Genomic DNA, 24,990 nt, shown 5'->3' with positions numbered 1-24,990 from the left:
TCCCCCGCTTTGCCGACATTTAACTATCTATACAAGCGGGTGACGTGACCAATTTTGCGTCCGGCTCTTGCTTCGGCCTTGCCATAGAGGTGCACATTCGCCGCAGGGTCGCCCAAAAGCTGCAACCAGCGTTCGCCATCCCTGCCGATCAGGTTCTGCATTTCAACCCGCTCGGCAATTGTCGCCGTACTGCCCAAGGGTAAACCGCAAATGGCGCGAATATGGTTTTCGAACTGGCTTGTTTCGGCCCCTTCAATCGTCCAGTGGCCGCTATTGTGCACGCGCGGAGCGATTTCGTTGAATAGCGGACCTTCGCCACTGGCAAAGAATTCTGCCGTAAACACGCCGACATATTCCAACGCATCGGCAACCGCCGCCGCCATTTTGCGGGCCGCGCCCTGCTGGCTCTCGATCAATGGCCCCGCCGGAAGGGTTGAAGTCGCCAATATGCCGTCTTCATGCGCGTTTCTCGGACTATCCCAATATCGAATATCTCCATCAGCCCCACGCACCAATATCACCGAAAACTCTGCGTCAAAATGGACCATAGCTTCGGCAATTAACGGCTGGCCACCGGTGCGCCGCCATGCGCTGGCCAGTTCGCTTTGCGCCGATATCCGCAACTGGCCCTTGCCATCATAGCCCATGCGGATCGTCTTCAATATGGCTGGCGTGCCCACAGTGGCGACAGCATCTTCGACCTCGATTTCGGATCGCGCGACGGCGAAAACGGCGGTCTGTCCGCCCAATTTACGAACAAATTCTTTTTCTTCGACGCGGTCCTGCGCCACCTCAAGCGCCTTGATCGGCGGGTGGATGGGAACATCGCGCATGATCGATTGCAATGGTGCTACTGGAACATTTTCAAATTCGAACGTAACGACATCACAGGCTTTGGCAAAAGTCCTCAGCGCGGCCAGGTCGTCATATTCCGCAATCGTCGCGATCGCCGCAACTTCGCAGGCGACATTGTCCCCCGGCGGCGCAAAGATATGGCAGCGATAGCCCAATTGCGCCGCAGCCATAGCGAGCATACGGCCAAGCTGTCCGCCGCCCAAAATGCCAATGGTTGAACCGGGAGGCAGTGCCGTCATTCGGGCGTCTCGGGCACCGACGCAGTTTGTGCGGCCCGCCATGCGTCCAGCCGGGCCGCAAGTTTCGGGTCATGATTTGCCAGCATGGCGGCGGCCAGCAAAGCTGCATTTATCGCGCCCGCCTTGCCGATTGCCAAGGTGCCGACGGGTATTCCAGCAGGCATTTGTACAATGGAAAGCAGGCTGTCCATCCCGTCCAGCGCCTTGGATTGCACCGGAACACCGAGCACCGGAAGCCGCGTCATCGATGCGGCCATGCCCGGCAAATGCGCGGCCCCTCCGGCACCGGCAATAATACATTTCAACCCACGCCCCGCCGCCGCTTTTGCATAGTCATAAAGCCGTTCGGGTGTGCGGTGCGCCGACACCACCTTACATTCATGCTGTATGGAAAGGGCGTCCAATGTGGCCGATGCTTCACGCATCGTTTCCCAGTCCGAACGGCTACCCATGATGATACCGACTAGAGGTTCCGCTTCATTCACCTGTCGTCCCCCGACTATAAGAAGCAACTGCCCTTAGCGTGGGAGCGGACTGACCGCAATTGCGAAAGGAACCGGCATATTTTGGTTATATGCCCGACTTACGAGTCTGACAGATAATAGCGTTCCCCATGAAGCGCACTGTCCAGGTCATACACAATTGGCTTGCCGGTTGGAATTTCAAGATCTGTGATATCCGCATCCGATATGCCCGAAAGATGCTTGACCAATGCCCGCAAGCTATTGCCATGCGCTGAAATCAGCACCGTCTTATTGGCCAGTAATTCCGGCACAATGGCGCTTTCCCAATAGGGCAGAACGCGGGCAATCGTGTCTTTCAGGCTTTCCGTATCGGGAATCGCGATCCCGGCATAGCGTGGGTCCGAAGATAGATCATAAGGCGACCCTGCCTCTAGTGGAGGCGGCGGAATATCGAAACTGCGACGCCAGATATGCACCTGATCCTCACCATGCTTGGCGGCAGTCTCTGCCTTGTCGAGGCCCGTCAGGCCGCCATAATGCCGCTCATTCAATTGCCAGTTCTTGGTTACCGGAACCCAGAGCCGACCCATGGCTTCCAGCGCCAGATTGAGCGTTTTGATCGCGCGTGACTGTACGCTCGTGAAGGAAACATCCGGCGCAATGCCCTTTTCCTTCATCAACTCGCCAGCAGCCCAAGCTTCCGCTGCACCCTTTTCGGTTATGTCGACATCCCACCAGCCGGTAAAACGATTTTCCAGATTCCATTGCGACTGGCCGTGACGAATGAGGATGAGTTTGGGCATAGATAATCCTTAAATCTTGATTCGGTTCTGCGTCTAGCGTCGGGGGATGCAACGCACAATCATGCCGATCACAGCGTTAAGGTCATAAAATGGCTGTGCGGATCTTCAACATAGTCTCCGAAAGGTGGGCAAAATGCAAAGCCATGCGCCTGATACATGGCGATGGCGGGTGCAAATGCCTCGGCCGAACCTGTTTCCAGACTCAGCCGTTGATACCCACGTTCCCGCGCTTTCGAGATGATGTGCGTCAACATCGCAGCACCGGCCCCCTTGCGTAAATGATCGGAATGCGTCCGCATCGATTTGATTTCGCCATGCACCGGCGTCAGTTCCTTTAGCGCGCCGCAACCCATCAACGCATCTTCATCCCAGATGGACCAAAAGGTCACATCAGGGGCGTTAAGCCCGTCGAAATCGAGGAAATGACAACTGCCTTCAGGCGAATTTGCCAGCATTCCGGCGAAATGGGTTTCAAGAAGGCTGCGAATTTCGGGGCCGGTCAGGTCGTCTTTTATGATCCGCATTGCCATTGGTCACACCATTTCCGCCAGGGTTGCCAGACATTCCCGCGCCAAAAGCTTGCACCGTTCCGGCGACCAGCCCTGTTCAGGATCATTGCCGTGGACGGTATCTTTATAAGGCATCTCCAGCGTCATCGATACACAGCCATGACTTTTGCCGAAACGTTCCGCGAGCTGATTGGTGGACATGGTAAGATTGGCCTTCCCGGGCCCTGCAATAGAATAGCCGAGCTTGGTTTGAAAATCGGGGGTCCGTTCGGCAAGTCTGCGGATATAGTCTTTATACCGGTCACCCTGGTCTTCGGTCCAGGACGGAATGCCCTCAAAACCAGCCATAAAGGCGGCAGGAATCGCCTCGTCGCCATGGACATCCATCGCCCAGTGCACGCCACTTTCATCCATAGTATTGCGGATGCCCAAAACCTCTGGGCTTTTTTCAAGGCTAGGCGTCGCCCATTCGCGGTTGAGGTTCACGCCTGCATAATTGGTCCGCAAATGACCCCGGCAACTGCCGTCGGGGTTGGCATTGGGTACGATGTGGAGCGTGCATTTTTCTAGCAACGCCCGTGTGTGCGGGTTGCTTAAGTCGGTCAGCATATCCAGCGCACCTTCCATCCACCATTCCGCCTGGCTTTCCCCCGGATGCTGGCGGGCGTAAAGCCAGACTTGGGTATATCCTGTGCCCATGATAAGGCAGTCAATCGGCTGCCCTTCCAGACTATGGCCAAGGCAGCGATAGCTTACCCCGTCGCATCCCGCGGTTTCGGAAATGAGATCATGGTGGCGTTCCATGCTGTACGGCGCGAAATAGGCGAACCAGACAATCGCGCTCGCCGGTGTGTAGCGAATGGTCAGCGTGCCGCCATCTTCGCCCTTGTCATAACTGCTGTCCGCGCGGCCCCAATAGTCGCGGTCTTCGGAGACGCAGGCGCGATAGTCGGGCCATCCGCCGGGATAGGCACTACCTTCCAGTCCGGTGATCCGCAACGTCAGCTCTTCACCTGCGGTGCAGGCGACGCGGAAGTGGAACCATTGGGCAAATTCCGATTCCCGGTCCTTGCGGATCGAAAGATTGGCGGCGTTTTCCTGAATAGAATGAACGATGATATTGCCGCTGTCGAACGCGGCGTTGATGTCGGTAATGGGCATAGATGTTCCTTGATTATGGAACGCGGATAGTCTCACCGGACACACCGGGGAAGCCCTTAAACATCGCTTCGGCCAATTTTGCGGCGGCGATGCCCGGCTGGGCTGCAGGCGAACCGGCTTTCGCGATCTGGCTTGCCTTGCCTTCCCAGATGACGAGCTTGTCGCTGCGCCGCAGGAGCCGCACCGCAAGTGTCGTTTCGACCTGTGCGGAGGCTCCCCCGCCCAGATTGATGCCGACGCCGACGCCCAATCCCGAACCGAAGCTGCCGGTCGAACCGCCCACACCGACGGACACAGGCGAGCGGCGTTCGCGTTCGAGCGTGACGACCCCGTAGCGGATTTCAGCCACGATATCGGAATCGGCATTTTTTTCGGAATAACCGACGCGCTGCAATTCCCGCGCGACCGCCGCCAGATAGGGGGACGCCGCAAGGCTTTGGCCCGCATCGGTTTCACCCGCCAAAAACACCGAAACGGATCCAGTGCCATAAACGACGCCTTCGGATGCACGGTTGAAGCGCGTGACCTCGACAGGGCCTGTCGGCACAACGCAGGCAGACAGCAACGACAGCGACAGCAGCGGTAAAATGCGATTTCGTACCTTCATGATGCACTCCTTACGCCGGACATCCTTGATGGCAAGCGATGTATAGCGAATGAATCCGCAAAAATAGCCCAATGACGCTTGACTTTGACCGGTGTCGCCCATAGGAGCGCGCCTTCATTTAAAGCTTTATGCACAGAAAAACGGGTTAATTCCGATGAAGATCGTCAATTCTTTGAAGTCACTCAAGGGCCGCCACCGCGATAACCGCGTGATTCGCCGTCGTGGCCGCGTCTATGTGATCAACAAGACCAACCGTCGCTTCAAGGCGCGTCAGGGCTGAACTGGTCCTGCCTGCCCCGCGCAGGCAGATGGTTCCAGCAAAACGCCGCTCCGAATCCGATTCGTGGGCGGCTTTTTTGTGTCCGAAATCTAGGGAATGGCGAAAATGACGCAGATTTCAACGGTGGTTTTTGATGTTGGCCGGGTCCTGTTCGAATGGGATTTGCGGCATTTGTTCGCAAAACTCATCCCCGATTCGGAGGAACTCGACTGGTTTCTGACGCATGTCGTGACGCCCGAATGGCATTTCCAGCATGATGCCGGCCGTCCTTTGGCAGACATGACGGTCGAACTGACGGCGCAATATCCGCACTATGGCCCATTGATCGAAGCCTATCGCACGCGGTTCAACGAGACGATTCCCGGACCAGTCCCCGGGTCGCTGGACATCGTGCATGACCTGGCCGCGCAGGGTGTGCCACTGTTCGCAATCACCAATTTCGGTGCCGAATTCTGGGACATGTTCCGGCCCACACAGCCTATATTTGACCTGTTCGGCGATATCGTCGTTTCGGGGGTCGAAAAACTCGCGAAACCTGATCCGGCAATTTATTTGCTCGCGCTGGAACGCTTTGGTCTGCAGCACGGTGAAGCGATGTTCATCGATGACAATCATGCCAATGTCGTCAGCGCGCGGGCCAACGGATTTGTCGCTTATCATTTTCAGGACGCCAAATCGCTCCGTGCCGAACTGTCGGCCTACCGCCTGTTGCTATAAATAGGTGGTGAGCCGGGACGATTGTGAACCCGGCAAATCTTGACTTCAAACCCCTTCCATTCACCGCTTGTCTGTGCTTTAGAGCCTTCGACTCTGCCATCTGGAAGGACGCTTTTCTCCCATGAATATCCATGAATATCAGGCCAAGGAACTGTTGGCGAAATTCGGTGTCGCGGTGCCCAAGGGCATTGCCGCCATGTCGGTCGAAGAAGCCGTCGCCGCCGCCAAGCAACTTCCGGGGCCCCTCTATGTCGTCAAATCGCAGATTCATGCGGGCGGACGCGGCAAAGGCAAGTTCAAGGAACTGGGTCCGGATGCCAAGGGCGGTGTCCGTCTGGCGTTCAACCTGGATGAGGTGGAGGCCCATGCCAAGGACATGCTCGGCAATACTCTGGTGACCATCCAGACCGGCGAAGCAGGCAAACAGGTCAACCGTCTGTACATCACCGATGGCGCGGACATTAAACAGGAATTCTATCTGGCGCTGCTCGTCGACCGTGCCACCAGCCGCATCGCGGTGGTCGCTTCGACCGAAGGCGGGATGAACATCGAGGATGTCGCGCATGACACACCAGAAAAGATCCACACCATCACGATCGACCCTGCAACCGGCATCATGCCACATCATGGCCGTTCGGTTGCCGCCGCATTGGGCCTTGCTGGCGATCTCGCAAAGCAGGCGCAGACAGTTCTTGCCGGGCTGTATGCCGCATTTATCGGCACCGATGCCGAGCAGATCGAAATCAATCCACTGGCGGTGTGCAAAGGCACCAATGGCGACGAACTGCTGGTCCTCGACGCGAAGGTAGCGTTCGACGGCAACGCGATGTTTCGCCACAAGGATTTGGCCGAACTGCGCGATCTGACCGAAGAAGACCCCGCCGAGGTCGAAGCTTCCGAATATGACCTCGCCTATATCAAGCTCGACGGAAACATCGGCTGCATGGTCAATGGCGCTGGCCTTGCCATGGCGACGATGGACATCATCAAGCTGAACGGCGAATTCCCCGCCAACTTCCTCGACGTTGGTGGCGGCGCTTCCAAGGAAAAAGTGACCGCGGCGTTCAAGATCATTTTGAAGGATCCTGCTGTAAAGGGCATCCTCGTCAATATCTTCGGCGGCATCATGAAATGCGACATCATTGCCGACGGCATCGTCGCGGCGGCAAAAGAAGTGAACCTCTCGGTTCCGCTGGTCGTCCGCCTCGAAGGCACCAATGTGCAGCAAGGCAAAGACATACTTGCCAATAGCGGCCTTCCCATCGTTTCGGCCAATGATCTGGGCGACGCGGCCGAGAAGATCGTGGCAGAAGTTCGCAAGGCAGCTTGATCAGGGCCAGTACGCGCATTGAATGAAGAAAAAATAGACCACTTGACGTTCACGTAAACGTCAATCATAGGCGCAACAGATTTGACGGGCATTCACTCGTCATGTGAGTCGGTAAGGAAGGATGAGCTATGAAAATCATCGTCCCCGTAAAGCGGGTCATCGATTATAATGTGAAGCCGCGGGTAAAGCCCGATGGCAGCGGCGTCGACTTGGCGAACGTGAAAATGAGCATGAACCCGTTTGACGAAATCGCGGTCGAAGAAGCACTGCGCCTGCGTGAAAAGGGTGTAGCGACCGAGGTTGTTGCCGTTTCGATAGGTCCGGACAAGGCGCAGGAAACGCTGCGTACCGCACTCGCTATGGGTGCAGACCGTGCAATTCTGGTGGTTGCTGAAGATGTCGAGCCTTTGGGCGTTGCGAAGATCCTCGCCAAGATCATGGACGAAGAGCAGCCCGGCCTTGTTATCTTGGGCAAGCAGGCGATTGACGACGACAGCAACCAGACCGGCCAGATGCTGGCTGCGTTGACAGGACGCCCGCAGGGCACCTTTGCAAGCAAGGTCGAAGTCAGCGGCGATACGGTCAGCGTAACCCGCGAAGTCGACGGCGGACTGGAAACCGTCAGCCTGAAGACTCCAGCTATTGTCACCACCGACCTGCGCCTGAACGAGCCACGTTATGCGTCGCTGCCGAATATCATGAAGGCAAAGTCCAAGCCGCTCGCGCAGAAGACCCCTGCCGATTATGGCGTCGACGTCACCCCGCGCCTGAAGACATTGAAAGTGACCGAACCGCCTGTGCGTAGCGCCGGTATCAAGGTCGCCGATGTCGACGCGCTGGTCGCGAAACTCAAGGAAATGGGAGTAGCAGCATGAGCGTCCTCGTTTTTGTAGAGCATGACAATGCGTCGGTAAAGGACGCAACGCTGGCTGCTGTAACTGCAGCGGGCAAGCTAGGCGAAGTCCATGCGCTGGTTGCAGGTTCCGGATGCGGCGCAGTGGCGCAAGAAGCTGCGAAGATTGCAGGCGTCACCAAAGTCCATGTCGCCGACGACGCGGCTTATGCCAACCAGCTTGCGGAAAATGTCGCGCCGCTGATTGCCAGCTTGGCCGATCATCATGACGCCTTCGTCTTTCCCGCAACTTCACATGGCAAGAACATCGCCCCGCGCGTGGCGGCCCTGCTAGACGTGATGCAGATCAGCGACATCCTCTCGGTCGAAAGCGCCGATACCTTTACCCGTCCGATTTATGCCGGTAACGCGATTGCCACCGTGCAGTCGTCCGATGCCAGGAAGGTCATTACCGTGCGCGGTACAGCCTTTGCCAAGGCGGAGACTACCGGCGGTTCGGCCACAATCGAACCCGTAACGGGCAAAGGCGATGCCGGAATTTCTAGCTTTATCGGCAGCGAAATTGCCAAGCAGGAACGTCCTGAACTGACATCTGCCAAGATCATCGTGTCGGGCGGCCGCGCGCTCAAGGACTCGGCTACATTCAGCGAAGTCATCCTGCCGCTGGCCGACAAGCTCGGCGCAGGCGTCGGCGCCAGCCGCGCCGCGGTCGATGCAGGCTATGTTCCCAACGACTATCAGGTCGGTCAAACCGGCAAGATCGTCGCCCCCGAAGTCTATATCGCGGTCGGTATCTCCGGCGCGATCCAGCATCTGGCGGGTATGAAGGACTCCAAGATCATTATCGCGATCAACAAGGACGAAGATGCCCCCATCTTCCAGGTCGCCGACATCGGACTGGTTGCCGACCTGTTTACCGCCGTGCCGGAGTTGGTGGGCAAACTGTAGGTTTTTGTGAAATGATAAGTTAAAAAGGGCGGTCAGTGATGGCCGCCCTTTTTTGTCGCCCAATTACCGATAAATCAGTTCGATATGGACAAAGCGGATTCCAATGATGGTATTGCCGAGTAGTTTTGGGTTTGCTAACTATCTGCCATGACAAAGAAATTTCAGTCGTTACTGGCCATGTCGTTGATGTTATCGCCATCAATGGTTCATTCGGCAAAAGAGCCGTTGCCTCTAAAAGCGACTTCTGCATGGCAAATTGATTATGCCGATGATCGTTGTCGACTTGCTCGTCGATTTGGTGAAGTCGAAACGGCGGTTTACATTTTTCTAGACCGCTATGGCCCGGGTGAAGGCTTCCGGCTAACCACCGCAGGCAAACCGATGAAGACGTCGCTGTTGAAGGACGTCGCCGAAGTCACATTCGGTCCTTCAGAGAGCGAGCAGACTGTCGCATTCAACAACGGGACCAGTGGCGATTTACCAGCACTTCATTTTGTCGGACGAATCCGAATCGCACCGCCCTCGGACGAAGAAAAAGCCGCGATCGCAAAACTTGACAAAAATGACATCTGGATAGACCTCCTTCCGATAAGCGAAGAGCGTCAAAAAGCCTTAAGATATCTGCAGATTGGAAAGCCTCTACGCCAATCGGTGATATTGGAAACGGGATCAATGAAAGCACCGCTTGCTGCGCTCGATGCGTGTGTCGATGATCTCATGGGGCATTGGGGTATTGATGTCGAAAATCACAAAAAACTTACCCGCCCGGCAATTCCGACCAACTCGCCAGGCGAATGGATTAAGTCCTCGGACTATCCTTCAAATATGCTGGTTGCAGGTCAACCCGCCATCATCGAATTCCGTTTAAGCGTAGGTGCCGACGGTATCGCGACCCAATGCCATATTCAGGCGACAACGCGACCCAAGGAATTTGATGATGCCGTCTGCAATTCAGTGATGCGAAGGGCACGATTTTATCCGGCGCTTGATAGTGAGGGCAAACCTCTGGCCTCCTTTTATCGGAACACCGTGCATTTCCAAATTCCGTAAAGTTGTTGCAGCCCTGGGGAGCTTGCATACCAGCATTAAATACCCGAAGGGCGGCATATGACCACCCTCGATATCACCGCCACACTCAACTACCATCTGCCCAAACCCGCTGACGTTCTTCTCGCCGTGGAAGCCATCCCCATGGCAGATCAGCGGTTGTTGACTGATCTGCTGAAGGTCAAAGGCGATTGTTCGCCGCTGACCACAATCGAAGGTATGGACGGGTTGGGGCGGCGGACATGGCTGCATGCCGAAGGGCGGATCGACATTGTCTACACGGCTACAGTCGCCATTGATCGCGCGCCGACGGCCATTGAAGGACTGGATACGGTTCCGCATGCCGAACTGCCGCCAGCCTATATCCAATATCTGATGCCCAGCCGCTATTGCCCTTCGGACCGGCACGAAAATTTCGTCACCACGCGTTTCGACGGCAAAAGCAAAGGCGACCGGATCCTGCAGATGGCGGACTGGATTTATACGAACATCGAATATGCACCGGGCTTTTCCGGTTCGGGTTCGACCGCGACCGACACGTTCATTTCGCATCGCGGTGTCTGCCGCGATTTTGCCCATCTGCTCATCGCCTTTGCCCGCGCGGCAGATGTGCCTGCGCGTATGGTTTCCTGCTATGGTCTAGGCATAGATCCGCCCGATTTTCACGCCGTCGTCGAAGTCTATCTGGAGGGGCGCTGGCATCTGATTGACCCGACGCGCCTCGCGCCGGAAGAGCATCTGGTCCGCATTGCTGTCGGACGTGATGCCACCGATATCAGCTTCATGACCATCTTCGGAACCGCCAACCTGATTTCGCAGTCAGTGTTGGTCGAAGAAGTCGGGTTGTCAGTCGACTGACTTTTTGTTATAACTTCGGTATGAACAAACCGATGAAAATTATAAAATTGGGAAATAGCGCCGGCATGATACTGCCAAAGGAAATATTGGCCAAGCTGCGCGTGTCTTTGGGCGACAGCCTGTTTCTTACTGAAACTGCAAATGGATATTATTTAACGCCGAGCGACCCTGGCTTTGAGGCGAAGATGACGTTAGCTGAAAATATCATGCGCGAAGACCGGGATATATTGCGAATACTCGCGCAGTAAAATAGCATGACGGACAAACAAAGGGCCGAGCCGTTATGGCTGGACGCACGTGATGCGTTGGCGATCCACGATAGGCAAATAGCAGAACATGGCGGAATAAGTGGCGTTCGGGACCTAAATCTGTTGGATTCGGCACTTTCCCGACCAGTGAACCAATGGGTTTATGGGGTTGACGATCCGGCAGCGCTGGCTTCGGCTTATGCATTCGACGTCGCTCGCAATCATCCATTTGCGGACGGAAACAAAAGAACCGCATGGGTTTTGGCCCGTCTGTTTTTAGCACTAAATGGCTATAAACTTAAATTCGAGACTACAGAAGCAATACGGACGGTCATTGCCCTCGCCGCTGGTGAGTTATCCGAAGACGAACTCACCGACGGGTTTCGCCTTCACCTTGCCTAAGGCAGCAAGTCCACAGGTTGCGTCGGTTCGCTCAAGATCTTTTCCATCCGCCGCCAGCGTGTGGCAGAATCCGGATTTCCCCGCTCGACATAGTTACGCACCAGATCCTTACCCCAGCCATAGTTGATAACATAGCTGCGATAATGGTCGGTGAAGCCCACGGACTGTTCGGCCCGGGCGGGCGAGAGCAGCAGATATTTCTGGGTGAAGCCCAAGGCTTGGGTGCGATCAATCTCTCCATCCAGATACATTTTGGCGATGGTTAGCCGCGCGCCGGACAGGGCTTCGGTCATTTGTTGCATCTTCCAAAAGGCTTCGGCCGTTATGGGGTCAAGACCGGCGAGCGGATACAGGACATCGCGTTCAAACGCCAAACGTTCCGGCCCCGGAAAAGCCAGATCGATCCCGTAATTGGCGCTGCCTTCGGACAAAACGCTGGTCGGGCTGTAAAGCGGATTTACCTCATATTCGTGCCAGCCCTTGGCACGGGCCAGACGTTCTTCCACCAGCAAATTGAGCACATGATGGCCGGGATATCCTTCATGGCAGCCAAGGTCGACGGCACGGCTGATCCGGATGGGCAGGTCGGTGTTGATCTGGATCAGGCTCTTATAATTGCCCTTGTAATAATTATAGCCCGACCATGTCTTGCCAGTCACAAACTCCATTGTGAAAGTTTCGCCCGTGGGCAACGCGATACGCTGCGCGGTACGGCGCTTGCATTCGGCAATCGCTGCGTTGAACACGGGCTGTAGCTTGTCCTTCGGGATGATGTAGCGGTCATTGAATACATCGACACGCGACGCCAGAGTTCCTTCCCCCGGGATCAGCTTTTCCAGATTGGCCAAAAGCGCGTCATAATACGCAAGAGGCTTGAGATCGGGAATGGTCGCAAATTGTCCCTTGGCTTCATCATTGAACCGGAACTTCTTTCCTTGCAGCATCTGGAGGCGCGTTTCAGCCGCGACCAGCATTCCACGCAGCGCAACAGCCCGGCGACGTTCGGCGTCGCTCTTGATGGACGGCAAAGCCTGATCGATCTTCACGGTCAACGCACGCGCGTCGGCCAGCAAGACATCGAGACGCCGCGGGTTAGCCTTCGCCGCATCCTGAAGGGCGGCCGGGCCATAATAGGCATCGACATATTCCGCCTCATGCGTGCCGGCTTCCAGCGTCAATTTGATATAGGCATCCGCGATTTCGCCAATGGCAGTGCTGGTCGCTACGCGTGACGCTATCGGCTGGGTGCTTGTGGAGGCACATGCCGGAATGACCAGCATCAGCGGCAGGAAAAGGTGGCGATAGTTCATTCGGATTCTCCGGATTTGCTGAATTTGGGCGCTGCGAAGCGCAACAGGGCGTAGCCGCAGATGGCCGACAACAGCGAGCCCATTAGCACCCCGATTTTAACCGCATCTCCTTGGGCGGGATCAGTAAAAGCGAGGCCGCCGATAAAGAGGCTCATCGTGAAACCGATGCCGCACAGCAAGGCGACACCATAGACCTGCTTCCAGTTTGCATCCTTGGGGCGTATGGCAATCCCAAGCTTTACTGCCACCCACACGCTGCCAAATATGCCCAATTGCTTGCCGACGAATAGGCCAAGGGCGATGCCCAAAGGCAAGGGCGCCATAAGCGAAGCAAGGGTTACATCATTGAGCGAGACACCGGCATTGGCGAAGCCGAATATAGGCACAATCGCAAAAGCCACGGGTTTCGCCAGCGCATGTTCCAGCCGGTGCAAGGCGGAATCCTCTGCATCGGGTGCGGCCAATGTGCGGCGGAACGGTATGGCGAAGGCGGCCAGAACGCCCGCAATGGTGGCGTGCACACCGGACAGCAAGGTTGCGTACCACAGCAAAGCCGCGAGGATCAGATAAGGCCATAGCGCATTGACCTTGAACCGGTTGAACGCCAGCATGGCCAGCCACAAAATGAGGGCGGCCATAAGCGCCGTCATGTTCAGCTCGGCAGTATAAAAAAGGGCTATGATCGCCACTGCGCCCATGTCATCGACAATCGCTACAGTCGTCAAAAACAGTTTGAGCGACGCAGGTGCCCGGCTGCCCAAAAGGGCAAGCACGCCAATGGCGAAGGCGATATCGGTCGCCGCCGGGATTGCCCAACCGCGCACGAGCTGCGGGTCGCTTCCCGCAAAGCCGAGATAGATTGCCGCTGGGACAATCATACCGGCTGCGGCAGAGATAATGGGAAGTCGTCGATCCGCCCAGGTTGCCAGATGCCCGTCGACAAATTCACGTTTGATTTCCAGACCGACCAGCAGGAAGAAAATCGCCATCAGTCCGTCATTGATCCACAGATGGACGGTCATCGGGCCGAGTTTGGGTGTCAGCTCCGGGCCGGTCACGGCATGGATGATGTGAAAATACTGATCGGCGAGTACGGAATTGGCAATAAACATGGCGAGCGCAGACGCCGCCATCAAAATCATCCCGCCAGCCGCCTCACTGGCGAGAAAGCTACGCAATGCCGAACTTACGGCCCTCTGTTGCTCAGGTCTTGCCATCTGGCTTGTCTATGCCGCCCGCCCCCAACCATTGCAAGTCGAGCTACACGCATTCGCGCAATTAACCTGCTTTTGTCTTTTTACATAGCTTGACAATGTTTAGGGGCATAGTTAGCTGCTTAGCAAATGAAAAATATTCATTTATTTTGGAAAAAGTCGCTTGTGTCCACGCAGCGGCGCGCTGCCCGATCGCTACATTAGAAGATAATGGCATCATGACCCCACAGGCAATCGCAATTTTCGAAGCCGCCCGAAACGAGTTGATGTTGTTCGGCGCGTTCTGGTTTCTTGTGGGCGCAATTGATGATGTTTGCATCGACCTGATATGGGCTGGCACTTGCGTATATCGGCGGTTCAGGCCGCCAAGTGCTCTCGCGCGACAAGAATTGCCCGTCCACGATCACAGCGGACGCATGGCCGTTTTTGTACCGGCATGGGCCGAAAGCGCGGTGATCGGGACCATGCTGGAAAACTGTTTGAACAGTTGGAAGGACAGCCCTTGTCGTTACCGCATATATGTTGGTTGCTATCCCAATGATCCAGCATCGCTTTCGACAATAATGCAGGTGGCGAAACACGCCCCGAATATTCGTCCGGTATTGCTGCACCATGATGGACCTACCACAAAAGCAGACTGCCTGAACGAACTGTGGAAGGCTATGATCGAGGAAGAGACCGCTGAGGAGTTTAAAGTTAAAGCGATTGTCCTGCATGATGCCGAAGATGCAGTCCATCCCGAAGAGCTTGCCATCTTCGACCAGCTGATCGGCGCATTTGCTGCGGTCCAACTGCCAGTGATACCTGTCAGAACCCCGGGGTCCGTATGGGTCAGCGGGCATTATTGTGACGAATTTGCTGAATCGCATGGGAAGACCATGATTGTGCGAGAGGTTTTAGGTGCGGCCCTGCCCTTGGCAGGTGTCGGCTGTGCCATCGAAAGATCCGTGCTCGGCCGGATTGCTGCCCAGGCCGGTAATAAACCGTTCGACGAGAGCAGCCTGACCGAAGACTATGAATTGGGCTTGCGGATTGGTGCAGCAGGCGGGCGCACGACCATGGCGCGATGGACCGGTCGTAACGGTCGGCTTGTGGGAACTCGATCTTGCTTTCCCGAAACTCTGCCCGCAGCGATACGCCAAAAAGGACGCTGGTTAACCGGCATTGCTTTTGCAGGTTGGGACCGATTGGGCTGGCAACGCGGCATCGCGCAAAAATGGATGCTCCTGCACGACCGCAGATCCATTTTCGCAGCTTTTGTAATGCTTACAGCCTATATGGGCCTTGCATCTTTGCTGGTCGAACTCTGCTTCACGACGGCAAATATGTTGCCCGTCGCGCCAATGCCTCCGATGCTGGCCAATATATTGCTCGTAAATGCGATGTTTCTGTTTTGGCGTTTGGGGGTCCGAGCGGCTTTTGTGGCCTCAATCTACGGGCCAGCCGAAGCTTTGCTATCGATACCGCGCGTTGTGATTGCAAATCTCATCGCTATTCTGTCGGCACGGCGGGCATTCAAAACCTATTTGCGTCACTGTTTCGGCGCGCCTTTGCAATGGGACAAGACGGACCATAGTATTGTACCGGTCGCACGCGCCGGCCTCGACTGAAATGCGCGGACGACAATTTGGTTTTTTGGCTGTTTTGTCCGCAACCTGGCTTGCTGCCAGGATCACGATGGTCGCCCAGATCGCGCCAGTGGACCAGAGCGGACCCCGCCCGCACATGCATGGGCCAAGAATGATACAAAAGCAGCATCGCCTGATGCCGCCGACCGAGACACATCACAGCACGAATGTGGCTCGAAATGATCGACCATTTTTACCGTCAAGCGCACCGATTCTAACGAAAGACGAATTCCAATTGGTGCAAAGCGAAGGCCGACTTGACAGAGAATTTGTGGATATGTCGATTGCCGAGTTTCCGCCCGGCCCGGCAGACCATTTTCGTGAATTTTTCCTGCCGCCGCCATCGAAAACCCCGCCTTCGCCATTTACCCTTTATGGCTACAGCTTCTTCCGGACGCGATCGCCAAAAAACGGGGTTTCGACCATCGGTCAATATGGCGGCAGCCAGAGCGGATTTGTTGCAGCTTTGTCGATGCATCGACCGCGCTCAGGCGAGTCTGAACCAACAACTGCACTGCAAATAAGGGGCGCCATTGCACATGATACACCCGATGAACGGGAACTGGCGGCTGGGCTGCGTTGGAAGCCCGCCCGCAAGATTCCAGTTTCACTGATCTTTGAACGCCGCTTTAGGAACCACCAAACCGACGCTTTTGCAGCCTATCTGGCGGGTGGGAAATCCTTTGGACTGCCTCGGCAATCCAATTTTGAAAGCTATTTTCAGGCAGGGCTTTTATCAGGAAAACAGGGCGGCCCCTTTTTTGACCTAAGCGCGCGTGTAGATCGAAAATTGGGTGCCACCCCTTTCGTACCCGGCATCGGGATTTGGGGTGGCGGGCAAACCGGTTTGTTCCGTATCGATGCAGGTCCGACCATCAAAAGTGACTTCAAAATTGCCGACGCACAATTTCGTATCAGTGCCGATTGGCGGATCAGGATCGCTGGTGATGCAGCACCCGCAAGCGGCCCTGCCGTCACCTTGTCCACCAGTTTCTAAGGCGCGGTCTTTATCCCGTCCCGAAAACGGGTTAGGGTCCTAAATATCAGCTTATGGATATCTATCTTCCCATCGCCAATTTGTCAGTCAATGCCCTTGTTATCATCCTGTTGGGTGGTGCGGTCGGCATGTTGTCGGGCATGTTTGGTGTCGGTGGAGGATTTCTGACGACGCCCCTGCTCATTTTTTACGGCATTCCGCCAACTGTCGCCGCGGCGTCTGCGTCCACACAGGTTACAGGAGCCAGCGTTTCAGGCGTTTTTGCACATATGAAGCGCGGGGGCGTCGACTTTCAGATGGGTGCGGTACTGGTCGTCGGCGGCATGATGGGCACCGCCGCCGGCGCCGCGATTTTCGAGATTCTGGAAGCCTTGGGTCAGATAGATACCGTCATCAACATATTATACGTCCTGATGCTGGGAAGTATTGGCGGGTTAATGGCGAAAGAAAGCCTGTTGAGCGTTCTGGCAGTGCGGGCGGGCAGGCCACTGCCTGCGGCCAAACGACGGCATCATCCTCTGGTTGCCAGCCTTCCTATGCGATGGCGCTTTTACCGGTCGGGATTATATATTTCGCCCCTCGCACCCCTGATCCTGGGTTTTATCACCGGCATCATGACGATGTTGCTGGGCGTCGGCGGCGGCTTTATCATGGTTCCCGCCATGCTTTACCTCCTTGGAATGGGGGCGCAGGTCGTTGTCGGCACGTCGCTATTTCAGATACTTTTTGTAACGATGGCGTCGACTATGATGCATAGCCTTACGACCAAGGCCGTCGACATTGTGCTCGCAGTCTTTCTTCTCATTGGAAGCGTAACCGGCGCGCAAATTGGCGCGCGGCTGGCGCAAAGGATGCGGCCGGAATATCTAAGGCTGTTGCTTGCCGCGATTGTTCTGCTGGTTGCCATCCGTATGGCGCTGGGTCTGGGATGGCGGCCTGACGAAATCTATACGGTACAGGCCTTATGAGATGGTTGCTGGCTCTGATTTTGGCGATGTTACCGATTGCCGCCGCCGGGCAGGCGGTGCCCAAACTGGTCCCTGATGTATCGCAACGACAGATCAACATCCAATCCGGTTTCACCGGAGCAGAATTGTTGCTTTTTGGAGCCATTATTTATCCGCGCGGCGTCGCGCCTGAAGGACAGGTCGACGTTGCGGTCGTGCTCCGTGGCCCTGCGCGACCGATCACTTTGCGGGAAAAACGGCAAATTGCCGGTATCTGGATAAATGCTGACAGCAGTGATTTCAGGTCAGTCCCTGCTTATTATGCAATCGCTTCGTCGCGTCCCTTAAGCAGCATCGTCGACAGCAAGACTGCTGCGATTTACGAACTTGGTCTCGATAAATTGCAACTTTCCCCCAGCGGCGAAGTTGATGCCAAGGAACAGCGGCGCTTCAGCAATGGCCTTGTCGATCTGAAACAACGAAACGGCCTGTTCCGGCAAGAGGCAGGCTCGGTCGAAATTACCGATCAAGTATTGTACCGGGCCCGCCTGAAAATTCCATCCAGTGTCCCCGTTGGCACCTATGTCGCAGAAACCTTGCTGATCCGTGATGGCCGCGTCATTGTTGCCGATGACAAGGTCGAAGTGCGCGTGCGAAAAACCGGGTTTGAACAATTGGTGACAATTTTGGCCAAGGATTATTCGCTATTTTACGGCACCATGGCGGTTCTTATCTCGCTGCTGCTTGGCTGGTTTGCCGGCTTTATCTTCCAGCGGATATGACGCCAAATCACCGCTTCCGATAGTAAATATATCTTTACTTTCTGACATTAGGGTCGGGCCCATCATAAAGGGCAAATCGGCAATGGATATTAGCGGCACTCACCCATTTTCTTCGGCGCAACCACTGGACGGTGGTGGCATGTCGGTTGCCAGTGCCGGACCCGTCGCAATGGCCCCGGCCGCACGCACCGCCGCGCCGGAGTCAGCCAATGGTCCCATATTGCACCATATTGGTTTCGTTATGGAAATCGCGGGTTCAAGCTCACAGGTCACTTTGGATGCAGGCGTTTTAAGCGACTTGATGGGCCATCACGACCCAAGCATAGCGATGGCTGGTCAGGTCGGTAGCCAGATCAAGATCCGTGTCGGAAGCACATGGCTGCTCGCGAGTATCCGCACGCAAAAGCTGCATGAACGCGAACAGGGTGTCATATTGGCGGCCGTGGACTTTCTGGGCGAAGGCGATGAAGAAAAACTGACAGGAAAAATTTACAATTTCCGTCGCGGTGTGACGCGCTATCCGGTTCCAGGAAGCGAGGTTTATGCGGTTTCTAGCCCAGATATGAAGCAGGTCTATGCCGCCGATGCCCGCGCCCATGTCGAAATCGGCACTGTTTTCCCGACCAAGGACATCAGGGGCGCGCTCTATGTCGATGCCATGCTGGGCAAGCACTTTGCCCTATTAGGGTCGACCGGTACCGGTAAGTCGACGAGCGCCGCGCTCATTCTGCACAAGATTTGCGATATCGCGCCCGAAGGCCATATCGTCATGATCGATCCGCACGGCGAATATTCCGCGGCATTCAAGACCAATGGCGCTTTGTTCGATGTGAACAACCTTGCGATGCCCTATTGGATGATGAATTTTGCCGAACATTGCGAAGTCTTCGTAACATCCACCGGCGATGACAAGCAAATCGACAGCGATATTTTAGCGCGATGCCTGCTGCAGGCCCGGTCCAAGAACCGGATTGCCGAAAGCATCGGCAAGCTGACCGTCGACGCACCAATCCCTTATCTGTTATCTGACCTGACCAACATCATCCAGACCGAAATGGGCAAATTGGACAAGGCCACCAACAGCGCACCGTTCATGCGGTTAAAGGGCAAGATTGAAGAGCTAAAGGCCGATCCGCGCTATAATTTCATGTTCTCCGGTATGTTGGTGGGTGACACGATGGCCGATTTTGTCGGCAAGATTTTCCGCCTGCCATCGGGCGGCAAGCCGATTTCGATTATCGATGTGTCGGGCGTTCCATCCGACATTACCTCGACCGTGGTTGCCGTTTTGTCGCGGCTTGTCTTTGACTATGCCATCTGGTCGCGCAACGAACCGCAACGCCCGATATTGCTGGTTTGCGAAGAAGCCCACAGATACATTCCGTCCGACCGCGTATCCAAATCCAGCGCCGTGCGCTCGATCTTGGAACGGATCGCCAAGGAAGGCCGTAAATATGGCGTGTCGCTGGGCCTCATCACGCAGCGTCCGTCCGATCTGGCCGAAGGTGTGTTGTCGCAATGCGGCACGATCATCTCGATGCGCCTGAACAATGACCGCGACCAGGCCTTTGTCCGCGCCGCCATGCCCGAAGGTGCCCGCGGCTTTCTCGATTCCATCCCGGCACTGCGTAACCGCGAATGCATCATCTGCGGTGAAGGTGTCAGCATTCCCATCCGCGTGGCGCTCGACAATCTCGAGGAAGAAAAGCGCCCGGCATCCGAAGACCCGCTGTTCAGCGTACTTTGGCAGGAAACCGGTGGCGAAAGCGAGATATTGGAGCGCGTGGTAAGAAGGTGGCGGGCACAGGGGCGGTGAGTTACATGTCACTACGGCTGATGCACTCCGAAGATCGAAGCCGGACGATGTTTTCGTGTTTGAAGTTTAGCCTCTAAGGGAGCTTTTGCAAGGAGATTGGAATTGCTTTACCTTGGAATTTTTATAGTAGCAGTGATAATTCTACCAGTAACAGTAGCGCTTATCGTACCTAAGAGAATACTGGGACTGTTTGTTTTCTCGATTCTCATTTCATCACCAATTCTGACAGGTTTGACGTGGCAACATTTCGCTAGCCAACCGGATTATGGAGGGGGAGGTAACGGACTGGCCGCATTCATTTTTTCGTTTTTTGTAATAGCTGCCTTGAGCGTTTCATTTACTGTCGGCGTAATCAGATATGTGATCAATAGAGATAAAGTCGCTACAGAAGCTCAGGAATTACAGGAATACAATGCTGATTGACAGCCTTGACATCCGATTTAATCGTTACTACAAAATAATATGATCATCGTCTGGGACGAACCAAAGCGGCTGGCGAATATCGACAAGCATGGAATCGATTTTGCCGATATCGACGAAGATTTCTTCCTTTCAGCGATTGTGCGTCCAGCCAAGGACGGGCGTTATGCCGCTATCGGCGAAATGGACGGTATGATCGTAGTCATTTTTGTGGTGCTGGGCAGAGAGGGCATCTCGATTGTATCTGTCCGCCCCGCCAACCGCCGGGAAAGGAGTTTACTGGCATGAGCAAAAAGAAATACTCAGCGGATGACCTCGCCGCCGTCAGCGACAATCCCGAATGGACCGCCGACGATTTTGCAAAGGCCGTTCCATTCGATCAAGCCTTTCCGGACCTTGCGGCAACAATACGCGGTCGGGGAGAACAGAAAGCGCCCACCAAGGTGAGCACAACGATTCGTCTTTCGCGCGATGTTATCGACCATTTCCGCACCACTGGAACCGGCTGGCAAGCGCGCATCGACAAGGCATTGAAGGAATGGATCGCGGCGCATTAAAGACGGCCTCCTCCCCTTGCAATGTAGGATTTGATTTGAGAGCGTAGATTGGCCGGTCCGCATGGACTGGCGCGGCTCTTTCTCAGTGTCGAGATGGCTCGAAATTCGATCGTGCCTGCATGCCCGGTTAGTTCGCAAAGGTTCCATTATGGAGTGCGGCGCAGCCCCTTGAACTCATCTATCCATTTGTCGAGGATAGAGATTATGACACGAGCTGCGCTCTTCAAAATCGTCGCGTTCTTCGCGTGAAACAAACCGCATGACGCCGGAGCAGCGGCACAGTGTTCCAAGAAAAAGCAGGGAGAGCAGCGGCGTTCAGGTGTCAATTTAGTGTCAACTTGCGCCGGAACTACCGCCGCTCGAATGGCTTCAGCCCGCGCCCGAGCCGGTTCCCGCCTAGCGCGATCCGGTCGCCTGACCAGTCGGCCAAAAACACGGTCTGACGGTCGACGCCGGGGGCTATGCTCGCTTCATTGGCGCTGATCGAGAGGCCAACGCTTGATTGCTGGCGGCCTTCGGGGGCCACCGTGATAAAGGCGCTGTAATTTTCCTTGCTCGCCCCTTGCACAAATATGTTGCGCGCTATGTTGCCAACCGCGCCATTGGGCAGGTCGATCATATAATTTGTTTCCCGCCCCCGCGTGTCATCAAAGGCATTGTCGGTAACAGCGATCCGTGCTGCGCGGCTTTTGACATAATGCCCGCCATTGCCGCGTTCGAAACGGCTGTTGGTGATGGTCAGCGACCCATAACCGCCAATATAGATGCTGTGCGCGCAGCTTAACCCTCGGTCACAGCGGCCAAGGCCAGTGAAGGTGGAGCGGTCTATGCGAATAGACCCTGACCGGTCGTCGGCGGTCAATATGCCCTGTTCGCTGTTCCGGAAAATGGAACGGGTGACCGTCAGATTACCTTTTTCCAGCCGGATGCCTGCCCCATTGGCATCGGGCACGCGCATGTTCTGGAAAATGATGCCGTCGATGCTGGCGGCTTGACCGCGCAGGACGAGTGCTGCTTTGCCCTCGCATGTCACCGCATCGAATATCACTTGCCCGGGTACCGATGCGCGAAATGCGACCACGCCGGCGGTCTGGATCGCGCATTGCCTATACGTTCCCGGCGCGATGATGATGCTGCCTTCCCCGTCGGATATCGAATCTACAGCCTGTTGCAGGCTGCGATAATTCCGGCCGGTGTCGGCATTTTGGAAAGGCGCCGCATTCTCGGCAGTCGCCGGTGTCGCAAACAGCAGTGTTGTCAAAAGGAGCGCGGTTTTTTGCATTACCTCCGCCCTATAACCGACAGTCTGCTGTTGAACCAGCCGATTAACTGCTATTCGGGGCCGCCGTCCCTTTGAGAGACAGCGGCGGGTTTACTGGTTAAGGTTGGGCCGCAACCAGCGGGTCGCAGTTTCCATATCGACACCGCGCCGCGCTGCATATTCAGACACCTGGTCTTCGCCGATCCGCGCCACACCGAAATATTCCGATTGTGGATGGCCGAAATAAAATCCGCTTACCGCAGCGGTCGGCAACATCGCAAAACTCTCGGTCAGCGTGATGCCAGTCTTATGCGTGGCATCAAGCAGGTCGAACAAAATCGGCTTCAGACTGTGGTCCGGACAGGCGGGATAGCCCGGCGCCGGACGAATGCCGCGATATTCCTCACGGTTGAGGGCTTCCATCGTGAACTGTTCATCCGGGGCATATCCCCACAGATCTTTACGCACATGCTCATGCATCCGTTCGGCAAAGGCTTCGGCCAGCCGGTCGGCCAGCGCCTTCAGCATGATGTCGGAATAGTCGTCGATATGCGCCTTGAACTCAGCCAGATGCGTACCGATGCCGTGCCCGGAGGTAACGGCAAAGCCGCCGATCCAGTCACCATTCGGGCTGATGAAATCGGCAAGGCACATATTGGCCCGGCCTTCGCGCTTGGCCACCTGCTGCCGCAGAAATGGCAATTTCACATGGCTTTCGTCATCAAGGTGGATGATGATATCATCCCCCTTCCTCGTGCATGGCCACAGGCCCGCCACCCCTTTGGCCCGCAGCCATTTTTCATTTACAATCTTGTCGAGCATTGCCTGCGCGTCAGCGAACAGGTTGGTCGCACTTTCTCCGACGATCGGGTCAGTCAAGATATCGGGATAATTGCCATGCAATTCCCACGCGCGGAAAAAGGGGGTCCAGTCGATATATTTGCGAAGATCGGCCAAATCCCAGTCATCATAGGCATGAACGCCCGGATGACGCGGCGCAGATGGCTTCAGCGTCTCGTCCAATTCAAACGCGTTGGCGCGGGCTTCTTCCAATGTGGCGAGCGGTTTGGCCGTTTTACCGGCGCGGGCAACCCGGATATGTTCATATTCTTCGCGTGTATCAGCGACAAATTTTTCCGCCATCGTATCGCTGACCAATGTGCCTGCTACCCCTACTGCACGCGATGCATCAAGGACATGGATGACTGGCCCGGAATACACCGGCTCGATCCGCAGCGCCGTATGGGTCTTCGATGTGGTTGCACCACCAATCATCAACGGCATGGTCATCCCGGCCTTCTGCATTTCTTCGGCAACGGTGACCATTTCGTCCAATGACGGGGTGATAAGGCCCGAAAGGCCGATCATGTCGGCATCATTCTCGTTTGCGGCTTTCAGGATTTCGGACCAAGGAACCATGACGCCCAAATCGACAATTTCAAACCCGTTGCATTGCAAAACGACGCCGACGATATTCTTGCCAATATCATGCACGTCACCCTTGACCGTCGCCATGATGATCTTGCCCTTACCCTTGGCACCCACTTCCTTTTCCGCTTCGATATAGGGGAAAAGATGGGCAACGGCCTTTTTCATGACCCGGGCAGATTTCACCACTTGGGGCAGGAACATCTTGCCTGATCCGAACAGGTCGCCGACGACATTCATGCCGTCCATCAACGGCCCTTCGATAACCTCGATCGGTCGTCCGCCCGCGCTTTTTATTGCGAGCCGCGCTTCTTCCGTGTCGTCGACAATATGGGCGTCGATACCTTTGACCAGCGCATGTTCGAGCCGCTTCTTGACCTCCCAGCCGCGCCATTCAGCCTCTGCCTTTTCCTGTGCCACGTCGGTTCCGCGATATTTTTCGGCCAAAGTGATGAGCCGCTCGGTCGCATCAGGATCGCTATTCAGAATGACATCTTCACATGCCACACGCAGTTCCGGGTCAATATCGTCGTAGATATCAAGCTGCCCGGCGTTCACGATAGCCATGTCCAAACCGGCTGGAATAGCGTGGTATAAAAATATCGAGTGCATTGCCCGTCGGACCGGTTCATTACCCCGGAACGAAAATGACAGGTTGGACAGTCCGCCCGAATAATGGGCGTGGGGGCAAAGGATCCGCAGTTCCTTCAGCGCCTCGATAAAATCGACGCCGTAATTATTATGTTCTTCAATGCCGGTGGCGACAGCAAAGATGTTGGGGTCAAAAATGATATCTTCGGGCGGAAAGCCGATGCCGGTCAACAGGTCATAGGCACGCTTGCAGATTTCGACCTTACGCTCTTTGGTGTCGGCCTGACCCGTTTCATCAAAGGCCATCACGACGACTGCTGCGCCATAAGCCATGCACAGCCGGGCATGATACAAAAACTGCTCTTCGCCCTCTTTCATAGATATGGAATTGACGATGGGCTTACCCGAAACACATTTCAGCCCTGCTTCGATAACACTCCATTTCGAACTGTCGATCATCAATGGCACACGCGCAATATCGGGTTCGGCCGCGATCCGTTTGATAAAGGTCGTCATTGCCTCATGCGCGTCAAGCAGACCTTCATCCATGTTGATGTCGATAATCTGCGCGCCATTTTCGACCTGATCACGCGCCACCTCGACGGCGGCTTCATAATCACCGGCAAGGATGAGCTTTTTGAACTTGGCGCTACCGGTAACGTTGGTGCGTTCGCCAATATTGACGAAGCGGGCAGAGGATGAAGTCATAATATCTTTT

Annotated in this window: 28 protein-coding genes; 17 read left to right on the top strand and 11 right to left on the bottom strand. The window is 55.5% G+C overall.

Annotated elements, in window-relative coordinates; genetic code table 11:
* Positions 1–23: 23 nt before the first annotated feature.
* From EUU23_RS12670 to EUU23_RS12645, 6 genes are all read right to left on the bottom strand, one after another.
* Entirely contained in the window at positions 24–1,094 is a 1,071-nt protein-coding gene (locus tag EUU23_RS12670; RefSeq protein ID WP_160354435.1) for a 5-(carboxyamino)imidazole ribonucleotide synthase, read from the bottom strand.
* The gene (purE, locus tag EUU23_RS12665) at positions 1,091–1,546 is read right to left on the bottom strand and encodes a 5-(carboxyamino)imidazole ribonucleotide mutase (RefSeq protein ID WP_160354754.1); all 456 of its coding nucleotides are present in this window, start codon (positions 1,544–1,546) and stop codon (positions 1,091–1,093) included. Before purE ends, EUU23_RS12670 begins: the two co-directional genes overlap by 4 nt.
* Before the next feature lie 131 nt (positions 1,547–1,677).
* A complete protein-coding gene (gene gpmA / locus EUU23_RS12660) occupies positions 1,678–2,361 on the bottom strand; it encodes a 2,3-diphosphoglycerate-dependent phosphoglycerate mutase (protein WP_160354434.1) in 684 nt (227 codons plus the stop codon).
* Positions 2,362–2,429: 68 nt separating this feature from the next.
* Complete coding sequence (locus tag EUU23_RS12655) at positions 2,430–2,891, bottom strand: GNAT family N-acetyltransferase (protein ID WP_218939606.1); 462 nt, start codon at positions 2,889–2,891, stop codon at positions 2,430–2,432.
* A 3-nt stretch (positions 2,892–2,894) separates the two neighbouring features.
* The gene (locus EUU23_RS12650) at positions 2,895–4,031 is read right to left on the bottom strand and encodes a M14 family metallopeptidase (RefSeq protein ID WP_160354433.1); all 1,137 of its coding nucleotides are present in this window, start codon (positions 4,029–4,031) and stop codon (positions 2,895–2,897) included.
* Positions 4,032–4,044: 13 nt separating this feature from the next.
* On the bottom strand, positions 4,045–4,740 hold the full coding sequence (locus EUU23_RS12645) for a DUF4136 domain-containing protein (RefSeq protein ID WP_246156451.1): 696 nt from the start codon (positions 4,738–4,740) through the stop codon (positions 4,045–4,047).
* 52 nt (positions 4,741–4,792) lie between these two features.
* Between EUU23_RS12645 and ykgO the strand changes: the two genes are divergently transcribed.
* The 9 genes from ykgO to EUU23_RS12600 all read left to right on the top strand — a co-directional run bounded on the left by ykgO (position 4,793) and on the right by EUU23_RS12600 (position 11,321).
* Complete coding sequence (gene ykgO / locus EUU23_RS12640; RefSeq protein WP_033920696.1) at positions 4,793–4,918, top strand: type B 50S ribosomal protein L36; 126 nt, start codon at positions 4,793–4,795, stop codon at positions 4,916–4,918.
* A gap of 105 nt (positions 4,919–5,023) precedes the next feature.
* On the top strand, positions 5,024–5,635 hold the full coding sequence (locus EUU23_RS12635; protein WP_160354432.1) for an HAD family hydrolase: 612 nt from the start codon (positions 5,024–5,026) through the stop codon (positions 5,633–5,635).
* A gap of 121 nt (positions 5,636–5,756) precedes the next feature.
* Positions 5,757–6,965 (top strand): ADP-forming succinate--CoA ligase subunit beta, encoded by a 1,209-nt coding sequence (gene sucC / locus EUU23_RS12630; protein ID WP_160354431.1) that lies wholly within the window; start codon positions 5,757–5,759, stop codon positions 6,963–6,965.
* A gap of 128 nt (positions 6,966–7,093) precedes the next feature.
* Complete coding sequence (locus EUU23_RS12625) at positions 7,094–7,840, top strand: electron transfer flavoprotein subunit beta/FixA family protein (RefSeq protein WP_160354430.1); 747 nt, start codon at positions 7,094–7,096, stop codon at positions 7,838–7,840.
* On the top strand, positions 7,837–8,766 hold the full coding sequence (locus EUU23_RS12620) for an electron transfer flavoprotein subunit alpha/FixB family protein (protein WP_160354429.1): 930 nt from the start codon (positions 7,837–7,839) through the stop codon (positions 8,764–8,766). Before EUU23_RS12625 ends, EUU23_RS12620 begins: the two co-directional genes overlap by 4 nt.
* 147 nt (positions 8,767–8,913) lie before the next feature.
* On the top strand, positions 8,914–9,816 hold the full coding sequence (locus EUU23_RS12615) for an energy transducer TonB (RefSeq protein ID WP_160354428.1): 903 nt from the start codon (positions 8,914–8,916) through the stop codon (positions 9,814–9,816).
* Positions 9,817–9,873: 57 nt separating this feature from the next.
* The gene (locus EUU23_RS12610; protein WP_160354427.1) at positions 9,874–10,671 is read left to right on the top strand and encodes a transglutaminase-like domain-containing protein; all 798 of its coding nucleotides are present in this window, start codon (positions 9,874–9,876) and stop codon (positions 10,669–10,671) included.
* A 32-nt stretch (positions 10,672–10,703) separates the two neighbouring features.
* Positions 10,704–10,919 carry an AbrB/MazE/SpoVT family DNA-binding domain-containing protein gene (locus tag EUU23_RS12605; RefSeq protein ID WP_425505116.1) on the top strand — a complete coding sequence of 72 codons (216 nt, stop codon included), beginning with the start codon at positions 10,704–10,706 and terminating at the stop codon, positions 10,917–10,919.
* A gap of 6 nt (positions 10,920–10,925) precedes the next feature.
* Complete coding sequence (locus tag EUU23_RS12600; protein ID WP_160354425.1) at positions 10,926–11,321, top strand: type II toxin-antitoxin system death-on-curing family toxin; 396 nt, start codon at positions 10,926–10,928, stop codon at positions 11,319–11,321.
* Here the strand turns inward: EUU23_RS12600 and EUU23_RS12595 are convergent.
* The 3 genes from EUU23_RS12595 to EUU23_RS12585 form a co-directional block, all read right to left on the bottom strand.
* Positions 11,318–12,631: a hypothetical protein gene (locus EUU23_RS12595; RefSeq protein WP_218939605.1), complete on the bottom strand. Its 1,314-nt coding sequence runs from the start codon at positions 12,629–12,631 to the stop codon at positions 11,318–11,320. The two genes, EUU23_RS12600 and EUU23_RS12595, sit on opposite strands and share 4 nt — an antisense overlap.
* Positions 12,628–13,848: a Na+/H+ antiporter NhaA gene (gene nhaA / locus EUU23_RS12590; protein WP_160354424.1), complete on the bottom strand. Its 1,221-nt coding sequence runs from the start codon at positions 13,846–13,848 to the stop codon at positions 12,628–12,630. Before nhaA ends, EUU23_RS12595 begins: the two co-directional genes overlap by 4 nt.
* 61 nt (positions 13,849–13,909) lie before the next feature.
* Positions 13,910–14,065 carry a hypothetical protein gene (locus EUU23_RS12585; protein WP_160354423.1) on the bottom strand — a complete coding sequence of 52 codons (156 nt, stop codon included), beginning with the start codon at positions 14,063–14,065 and terminating at the stop codon, positions 13,910–13,912.
* On the opposite strand from EUU23_RS12585, the gene EUU23_RS12580 reads away from it, so the two are divergent.
* The 8 genes from EUU23_RS12580 to EUU23_RS12545 all read left to right on the top strand — a co-directional run bounded on the left by EUU23_RS12580 (position 14,064) and on the right by EUU23_RS12545 (position 20,992).
* The gene (locus tag EUU23_RS12580) at positions 14,064–15,455 is read left to right on the top strand and encodes a glycosyl transferase family protein (RefSeq protein ID WP_160354422.1); all 1,392 of its coding nucleotides are present in this window, start codon (positions 14,064–14,066) and stop codon (positions 15,453–15,455) included. The genes EUU23_RS12585 and EUU23_RS12580 overlap by 2 nt on opposite strands.
* 34 nt (positions 15,456–15,489) lie before the next feature.
* The gene (locus tag EUU23_RS12575) at positions 15,490–16,470 is read left to right on the top strand and encodes a hypothetical protein (protein ID WP_160354421.1); all 981 of its coding nucleotides are present in this window, start codon (positions 15,490–15,492) and stop codon (positions 16,468–16,470) included.
* 53 nt (positions 16,471–16,523) lie between these two features.
* Positions 16,524–17,438, top strand: a complete 915-nt coding sequence (locus tag EUU23_RS12570) for a sulfite exporter TauE/SafE family protein (RefSeq protein WP_160354420.1) — start codon at positions 16,524–16,526, stop codon at positions 17,436–17,438.
* Positions 17,435–18,199, top strand: a complete 765-nt coding sequence (locus EUU23_RS12565) for a TIGR02186 family protein (RefSeq protein WP_160354419.1) — start codon at positions 17,435–17,437, stop codon at positions 18,197–18,199. The genes EUU23_RS12570 and EUU23_RS12565 overlap by 4 nt, the downstream gene beginning before the upstream one ends.
* A gap of 169 nt (positions 18,200–18,368) precedes the next feature.
* The gene (locus tag EUU23_RS12560) at positions 18,369–20,015 is read left to right on the top strand and encodes an ATP-binding protein (RefSeq protein ID WP_160354750.1); all 1,647 of its coding nucleotides are present in this window, start codon (positions 18,369–18,371) and stop codon (positions 20,013–20,015) included.
* A gap of 96 nt (positions 20,016–20,111) precedes the next feature.
* Positions 20,112–20,438, top strand: a complete 327-nt coding sequence (locus EUU23_RS12555; protein WP_160354418.1) for a hypothetical protein — start codon at positions 20,112–20,114, stop codon at positions 20,436–20,438.
* A gap of 39 nt (positions 20,439–20,477) precedes the next feature.
* Complete coding sequence (locus EUU23_RS12550; protein ID WP_160354417.1) at positions 20,478–20,723, top strand: BrnT family toxin; 246 nt, start codon at positions 20,478–20,480, stop codon at positions 20,721–20,723.
* Positions 20,720–20,992: a BrnA antitoxin family protein gene (locus EUU23_RS12545; protein WP_160354416.1), complete on the top strand. Its 273-nt coding sequence runs from the start codon at positions 20,720–20,722 to the stop codon at positions 20,990–20,992. The genes EUU23_RS12550 and EUU23_RS12545 overlap by 4 nt, the downstream gene beginning before the upstream one ends.
* Positions 20,993–21,341: 349 nt before the next feature.
* On the opposite strand, the gene EUU23_RS12540 is transcribed toward EUU23_RS12545, so the two are convergent.
* Both EUU23_RS12540 and metH read right to left on the bottom strand, forming a co-directional pair.
* Positions 21,342–22,274 (bottom strand): right-handed parallel beta-helix repeat-containing protein, encoded by a 933-nt coding sequence (locus EUU23_RS12540; RefSeq protein WP_160354415.1) that lies wholly within the window; start codon positions 22,272–22,274, stop codon positions 21,342–21,344.
* 90 nt (positions 22,275–22,364) lie between these two features.
* The gene (gene metH / locus EUU23_RS12535; protein WP_160354414.1) at positions 22,365–24,980 is read right to left on the bottom strand and encodes a methionine synthase; all 2,616 of its coding nucleotides are present in this window, start codon (positions 24,978–24,980) and stop codon (positions 22,365–22,367) included.
* Positions 24,981–24,990 lie beyond the last annotated feature (10 nt).

It is taken from the genome of Sphingorhabdus profundilacus (assembly GCF_009769755.1).
In the GTDB taxonomy this organism is placed as follows: Bacteria; Pseudomonadota; Alphaproteobacteria; order Sphingomonadales; family Sphingomonadaceae; genus Sphingorhabdus_B; species Sphingorhabdus_B profundilacus.
The sequence above is the reverse complement of the archived record's forward strand: the minus strand, read 5'-3'. Positions and strand labels throughout refer to the sequence as shown.